This window comes from Synechococcus sp. B60.1 (genome assembly GCF_047462555.1).
Taxonomy (GTDB): Bacteria; Cyanobacteriota; Cyanobacteriia; order Thermostichales; family Thermostichaceae; genus Thermostichus.
Genome location: NZ_JANSJN010000125.1, coordinates 1 through 7122, shown reverse-complemented (window position 1 = coordinate 7122; position 7122 = coordinate 1). Strand labels below are relative to the sequence as shown.

Here is a 7122-nt window from a genome sequence, read left to right as displayed (position 1 = left end):
GGCACGCTGAAGGTCTCGGGTGTCAACGTCACCCAAACCCAGCTCGACAGCTTCTTCCCCAAATCCACGCCCACGCCGACGCCAACACCCACGCACACGCCGATCGCCAACCAGATAGTGGTAACCCCTGCCACCCTGACGCTTCCGAGTGGCTCCAGCCAGACGGTGACGGTGTCCCTGCCCAGCCAGCCGTCAGGGAACGTAACAGTGACGGCGACGCCGGACACGGGCATTACGGTTACGCCGACTACGCTGAACTTCACGCCCACTGTTTTCAGCGGTACAGTCACGGTGAAGAGCGTGGCGGCCCCTGGCACCAAGGGCACCGTCAAGTTCTCCGCCTCTGGCTACACAGACAAGGTTGCCGATGTTACGGTTGAGCAATCGTCTTCTATCGTGGTCAGCCCCGCCAGCTTGGAGATTCCCACCGCCGGCACTGGTCTCAAGACCTTCGACGTGAAGCTGGCGGCTGCCCCCTCTGCCCCCGTCACCATTACCATCACGCCACCGACAGGCTTTACCACCAACAAAGCCTCGCTGGTCTTCAACGCCCTCAACTTCAGCACCAACCAGACAGTTACGGTAACCACGACGGCGCCGGCGGGCACCACAGATGTGATCAAGCTCTTCAGCCCAGATGTGGGGCAGTTTGATGTCGAGGTCAAGGCGATCCCGGCTGCTGCGGGCCAGTTCTTCGTGGATCCGGTTAACGGAAACAACGCCAACCCTGGTACAGCCATTCAGCCTTTCCAGACGGTAAAGCACGCCCTCACCACTGCCGTCGTCAGCAGCGCGGCCAATACCATTGGCTCTGGCACTGGTGGGGGAACAGATGTAACGGTGACGGTCGTCGGCCCTGGAACGGAGACCCTTACTGCCAACACTGCTTCTCTTGCCCTGACCAAGGGATCCGTTACCGTGATCGGCCCTGCTGGCTTTAACCTCGATTTGAACAGCAACCAACTAACCCTCAACAAAGGCTATAAGCTGCAGGGCTTCAAGATCACCAGTGGCAACACAACAGCAAGTCAGGCCATCAACCTTGCCGGCGAGGGCACCTCTCTGAAGAATATGACGATTGACTGTACGGGGTTTGGGTCAGTCAATACAACCTGCGTCCAGGTCACTGCTGCCAACACCACCCTCGATCTGGAGGGCCTCACCCTGTCCATCAAGGGCAACCAGGACAGTACCGTGGCTATTGACCAGACCGCTTCTAACACAACCCTCAACATTACCGCAAGTACCGTCAAATCTACCGGTACAGGTGGCAAAGACGTCGTCGGCATTCAGGGAGTCGGCAAGCTGGTCGTTACCACAACCACAGTCGATTTCTCGACGGTTGCCAGTGGAACCAATGGAAGCCCAACGATTGCCATCCAGTTGGGAGCTGCAGGCTCTGCGGTGCAAAGCTCTGTGATTAAGATAAATGGCACAGTGGCTAACCAAAGCGGCGCCATTGGAGTTAAAGCAACCACTGCTGGCTCGTTTGTAACTGGAACTACGTTTACAACGGAGACGGACACAGTTGGCATTGGCATCAAAAACTCGGGCAACGTGAATGCGGATGCGGGTACGGTCAACTCCTTCCCCATCGCTCCTGCAAAAGTGCTGTTCAAGAACCTCGATCCCTAGGCTCCGGGTGTAGGCTGAGGGTGGCCCCTCTTCCCTGCGGGAGAAGGGGGCCTTTTTTTGGTGTTTGGCCGCAGCAGCGAAGCGGCAAAATGGTTGGATTTTCCCTACCCTCTCAGCGGAGACTGGGGAATAATTTCTTGTGATTTCCCTAGGTGAGCTAGCTTGCACTTGTCCAAGACTTCAACCGCTGCTTAAACTTTTGCTGCCCTTCTATTGGAGATCGAGAATGTCTATCCGCAACTTTCCACGCAGCCGGCGCACTTCCCTAGCCTTCTTGGCGTTGGCTGGCGCTCTGGCCGGGGTGATGGCTGCCTGCTCTTCTTCTTCAGAGACTCCTCTGATTGTTCCCACCCCCACGCCGACGCCCACCCCCACGCCGACGCCCACCCCGACGCCAACGCCCACGCCGACACCGACACCCACACCGACGCCCACCCCTGCAGGTACACAGATCAGTATTCCTGGCCTGCCTGCCGGCGCGACGGTGACGGTGACAGGTGCAGGGGGGTCGCCGGTGATCACCACCTCCACGTCGGTGTCGGGCAACGTGGCCACCTTCTCCGGGCCGTTCACGATCCCCTTCGGTGGCCAGATCCGGATAACGCCGGCCATTGCCTCGCCGTCGGCGATCACGGTGGGCGGTACGACGCTGAACACCTTTGACAACACCACCAACCCCGGCAGCACCACCTACTTCAACTTCGGGCCGGGCATCTCGGTCAACTAGCTTGAGGTTGGCTGCCACATAAGTCTCGGGAGGGCATTGGGTTGCCCTTCTTTTTTTCTTTACGAGCAGGCTGTCTTTTTCTGCTCCAACGTTACTTTTCAAGCGCCAATTTGGGTAAGATTTGCCTAGGCATGCCTCTTAAGCCAGTTTCCCTGGAGTGAGCCAGATAGCCTCTGCCCAAGACTTCAGCCCCCTTGAGTTTTAACCAACGGAGGCTAAGTATGACTGTTCGGGATCCCAAAACTAACCTGCGCTCTTCGCTGCTTTCGCTGCTGCTCACTTCCTCCCTGGTGGGGGGGGCTGTAGCCTGTTCCTTTTCCGAGGTACCCAGCGTTACCCAAGTTCCGCCAACCCTCTCTGCTCAGGCTCCAGAAACGCCTGAGGCGCCGCCCGATAGCATTTCCTTCTACTACGACGGGGTGAAGACCTCTATCACCATTAAGGACGCAGCGGTGCTCTTTGCTGCCTGCACCCTCAACACGGGCGACTCCACCAAGATTGTGAATTTTGTCAACAATACCCTGAAGGCAGGGCCGATCACTGCTGCTGAGGTTACGGGGCTGGGCGACCCGCTCAAGCCAGCCATCTCCGACTTCACGGCCGATGGCGTGGTGAACTGCAATGACGCGGCGGTGCTGTTTGCGGCAGTTACCGTGGGGACGGATGCTGCTAAGGTCAACCAGTTTGTCTCCGGCACGCTGAAGGTCTCGGGTGTCAACGTCACCCAAACCCAGCTCGACAGCTTCTTCCCCAAATCCACGCCCACGCCTAGCCCGACGGCGACACCCACTGTAACGCCTAGCCCGACGGCGACGCCCACGCCAACGCCCAGCCCTGCCATTGTGGTTGTGCCCAGCAGCTTGACGATTAACGCTCTCTCCTCGGCCAAGCTGGAGATTAGCCCAAGTGTGGCCCCCACGGGCGGTAATCTGGTGCTGAGCGTGGTCAGCAATGACTCTACTATTGCTTCGATTAGTGGCTCTTCCACGCTGACTTTCCCCAGCGGCTCAACCTCGCCGCAGCAAGTAACTGTGGTAGGGGTTTCTCAAGGCTCGGCTAATATCGTTGTCTCGGTGGCTGGCGCCAGTGCGGCTACAAACTACAAGGGCGTGCTACCGGTAACGGTGCCGGTAAAGGTGGAGCCAGCGTTGCCGGCTGGTATCAAGGTGACGCCAGACAGCGTTTCCACGCAGGTGGGTTCTACGGTAACCTTCTCGCTGGAGCCAACGCAGCCACCCCAAAACGGCAGCTTTGTTGTTGCTGTAAGCTCGAGCAACCCAACAGTAGCGACAGTTAACTTGCCCACCGTAACTTTTGCTGAGGGCAACACAGCGCCGCAGACGGTAGCAGTGACGGGCGTAGGAACTGGCACGGCCACGATTACGCTGACGCGGGCAAGTACCACGACGGCCACCAACTACCCGGCGACCGTTGCGCCGCAGACGGTGAAGGTAACGGTTACGGTAGGCCCGCCAGTCGCTGCCAAGACAGTTTACGTGGCCCCGGGTGCAGGAGGGGATGGCAGCAGCCTGCTGTCGCCAGCCAAATTCGCGACAGGCCTTCAAGCTGCGAAGACCCTGCAGCAGTCGACGCCAAACTTGCCTGTTTTCCTCAAGGTGGTTGGGGCAGGGGGTGAAAATCTTGCTCTCAACGAAATCGCTCCAGTGAACGGTGGGACGATTACCATTGTGCCGGAGCCAAACTTCGCAGGTGGAGTGGCAGGTATCCAACTAGGAGCTAAGCTCACCATCAAACCCGGGGTGACGGTGAGCGATATTGCGATTGACCTCAATAATCAGGACTTGATCATTCTAGGTCAGGGCGACAAGTTGAAAATTACAGCTTTAGGAGGGGGTGCACAAGAAGATGTAACAATAGATGCTGGGGCCACGGTAACGGATTCGCTCATTACTTTCAAAGATAACGGTAACCAACTGACTGTCAGGGGTACTCTTAGCAACTCTACAGTTGAGGCGGATGTTGTCCTTATCGATCAGCCGGTTAAGCTAGCTGGATCTGGCACGCTACAGAAGGTAACTGTGGAATGCAAGATTGGTGCTGGTGGTCCTACCCAAATCTGTGTTAATGTTACAGGAGGCAGCCCACAAATTACCGACAGCCAAATCCTTGTAGATCTAGCTGGCGCTGATACTATTTTTGTCAACACTGATAACAACAACCCCCCCAACCTCACCATTCAAGGCAGCCTTATCAAGCAGGTGCCTAATAATGTCGCCTTAAAGGCGATACTTGTACAGCACAATGACGGCGCCCTGGTTATCCAAGGCAGCACTCTTGACCTAAATGTCAACACTGATGTTAATTCCAGAGCTCTGAGGTCCACCGCTGCCAGCGGCTCGATAACTCTGGTGGGCAATATCTTCAAGGGCTATAATTTCGGTGGCCAACCAGTTGTTCAGATTCTTGGTAATATTGGTGCGTTCCCACAGCAAATTACCAATAACCAGTTTGTGATCACTAATGCGGCCACAATAGGCATTAGGCTCCCTGCGAATGCATCCCCTACCCTAGTCGATCAATATGCTCTCAACAGTGGCAACACCTTTGGTAATGCTAATGTAAAAGTCATCAAATAGCGCATTCTAGGCGAGGAGGGAGAGGTGTAGAACTCTCCCTCTTTCCTGTTTTTGGCTTGTCAAGGGCTGAGGTCACCAATATGAGGTGCTGTTCCAAGTTTTCCAAAAGTCCTCCTGTAGGGTTTTTGCTGCTGCCCGGGGCGGTGGCCGCCTGCTCTGCCGAGGTGCCCCAGGTAACACGGAACTGTCTAGAGGCGTCTCCCAATCCTTTACTGTTCCAGAACCTCAGTCCCTGGGCCACGGGTGTAGGCTGAGCTTTCCTGGCTTCTTCTCTTGCAAGCAGCCAAGGGCAAGAATCTTGCCGGCTGTCAGCTCATCGGGGTCAATCTGGCCACTGTCCAGAATAAGGGGCGAGCTTTCGAGGCCATCGCCGAGCTGCGCGAGGTGGTCGAGCAACAAAACCGCGCCATCGCCTATGACCCCAGTCAGGGCTGGTCTTCAGGCAGCTTAGTATTATAGAGGGGGCGAGGCCGAGGTGTCTCGTTGAATAGTTCTTTGGGTGAGAGAGAACAATGTTTCAGCCTAACTTCAAGCCTTCTAGGAACTCTGCTCTTGGATCGCTGCTGCTAGCCTCTTCGCTGGCGGTGGCCGCCTGCTCTGCCGAAACGCCCCAGGTGACGCAAGTGCCGCCCACCCTTACGGCCCAGGTGCCGGAAGAGGGGGTCGCCTTCTACTACAATGGCGTGAAAATCTCGATCATGGCTAGGGATGCAGCCGTGCTTTTTGCCGCCTGCACCCTCAACACCAACGACGCCGCCAAGATCATCAGCTTTGCCAACACCACTCTGAAGCTTCAGCCACCGCTCACCTCTGCCGAGGTTACAGGGCTGGGCGACCCGCTCCAGCCGGCCATTTCCGACTTCACGGGCGACGGCACCGTCAACTGCAGCGACGCGGCGGTGCTGTTTGCGGTAGCTACTGTAGGGACGGATGTTGCTAAGGTCAACCAGTTTGTCTCCAACACGCTGAAGGTCTCGGGTGTCAACGTCACCCAAACCCAGCTCGACAGATTCTTCCGGCCCGCTCCCAGCGGCTCGTGGATCACCATCACCATTCCCGGCCTGTCTGATCGCGCCACGGTAACCGTTACCCGCTCCGATGGCACGGAGATCGCCAGCGCTACATGGGTGTGGGGCAACGAAGCCATTTTTGCGGCACCGTTTACCATCCCCTTCGGCGGCCAGATCCGGGTGACGCCGGCCATTGCCTCACCCCAGCCAATCAGCGTCAGCGGCTTCACCCTCAGCGTCTTCGACAACACCACCAACCCCGGCAGTACCACCTACTTCAACCACGGCCCGGCCATTAACGTGAACTAGCCTGGGCCTGCCCAAAGGTTCGGTTGTTCGGGTTCCCCCCCGGCCAAAGCTGGGGGCTTTGAATGGTTCTGCAGTTGGCAAGCCAAGCACGGATCTCCCTCTGTCTCCTCACATGCGGGGGAAGGGGGGCAGGCTGGTTTACCGCAGCCCCAGACAGAGCAATCACGTTGGCGGCGTTGGAGTCTGCTCCCCCTTCCTTCCCAGCCAATCCGGGAGCTTCCGCGCCGCGTTTTTCGCCGACTGATATAGATCACAGATCACAACGGCTGCTTGGGGTGAGATCGGAGGAAGAAGAGCTATGTTTTTTAGCTCTCCCTTTGGGTAAGATGCTTCTGGACTTTCTGGGCCATTCCCAGATTTGTTCCCTCAAGGCTTTCCCCGGAAGTGAGCTGGGCGGCGTTTGTTCGAGGCCTTCGCCTGGACTAAAACCTTCTCAATGGAGATTTGCAATGGCTACCCAAGATTTCAAGCCCAACTTGCCCTCTGCGCTGGCCTCTTTGATGCTGGCTTCCTCGCTGGCAGGGGTGATGGCCGCCTGCTCTGCCAATACGCCCACGGCTACGCAGGTGCCCTCTACCATCTCGGCGCAACTGCCCGAGACAGCAGCCCCCGCCACCGACAGCATCGCCTTCTACTACGACGGGGTAAAGACCTCTATCAAAATCACAGATGCGGCGGTGCTCTTTGCCGCCTGCACCCTCAACACGGGCGACTCCACCAAGATTGTGAATTTTGTCAACAATACTCTAAAGGCAGGGCCGATCACCGCTGCTGAGGTTACGGGGCTGGGCGACCCGCTCAAGCCAGCCATCTCCGACTTCACGGCCGATGGCGTGGTGAACTG

At 57.4% G+C, this 7122-nt stretch carries 4 protein-coding genes and 2 pseudogenes; all 6 read left to right on the top strand.

Translation table 11 applies throughout. The features are described from left to right. Positions 1-1635 (top strand): annotated as a pseudogene (locus NW863_RS11820) (hypothetical protein); the annotation flags it as partial. Between the two features lie 226 nt (positions 1636-1861). Continuing rightward, entirely contained in the window at positions 1862-2362 is a 501-nt protein-coding gene (locus tag NW863_RS11815) for a hypothetical protein (protein WP_414366564.1), read from the top strand. A gap of 221 nt (positions 2363-2583) precedes the next feature. Further along, the gene (locus NW863_RS11810) at positions 2584-4959 is read left to right on the top strand and encodes a hypothetical protein (RefSeq protein WP_414366563.1); all 2376 of its coding nucleotides are present in this window, start codon (positions 2584-2586) and stop codon (positions 4957-4959) included. Positions 4960-5232: 273 nt separating this feature from the next. Then, positions 5233-5418, top strand: coding sequence for a hypothetical protein (locus NW863_RS11805; protein WP_414366562.1), 186 nt, complete (start codon positions 5233-5235; stop codon positions 5416-5418). Between the two features lie 53 nt (positions 5419-5471). Continuing rightward, positions 5472-6278 carry a hypothetical protein gene (locus NW863_RS11800; RefSeq protein WP_414366561.1) on the top strand — a complete coding sequence of 269 codons (807 nt, stop codon included), beginning with the start codon at positions 5472-5474 and terminating at the stop codon, positions 6276-6278. Between the two features lie 449 nt (positions 6279-6727). After that, positions 6728-7122: pseudogene (locus NW863_RS11795) on the top strand (hypothetical protein); the annotation flags it as partial.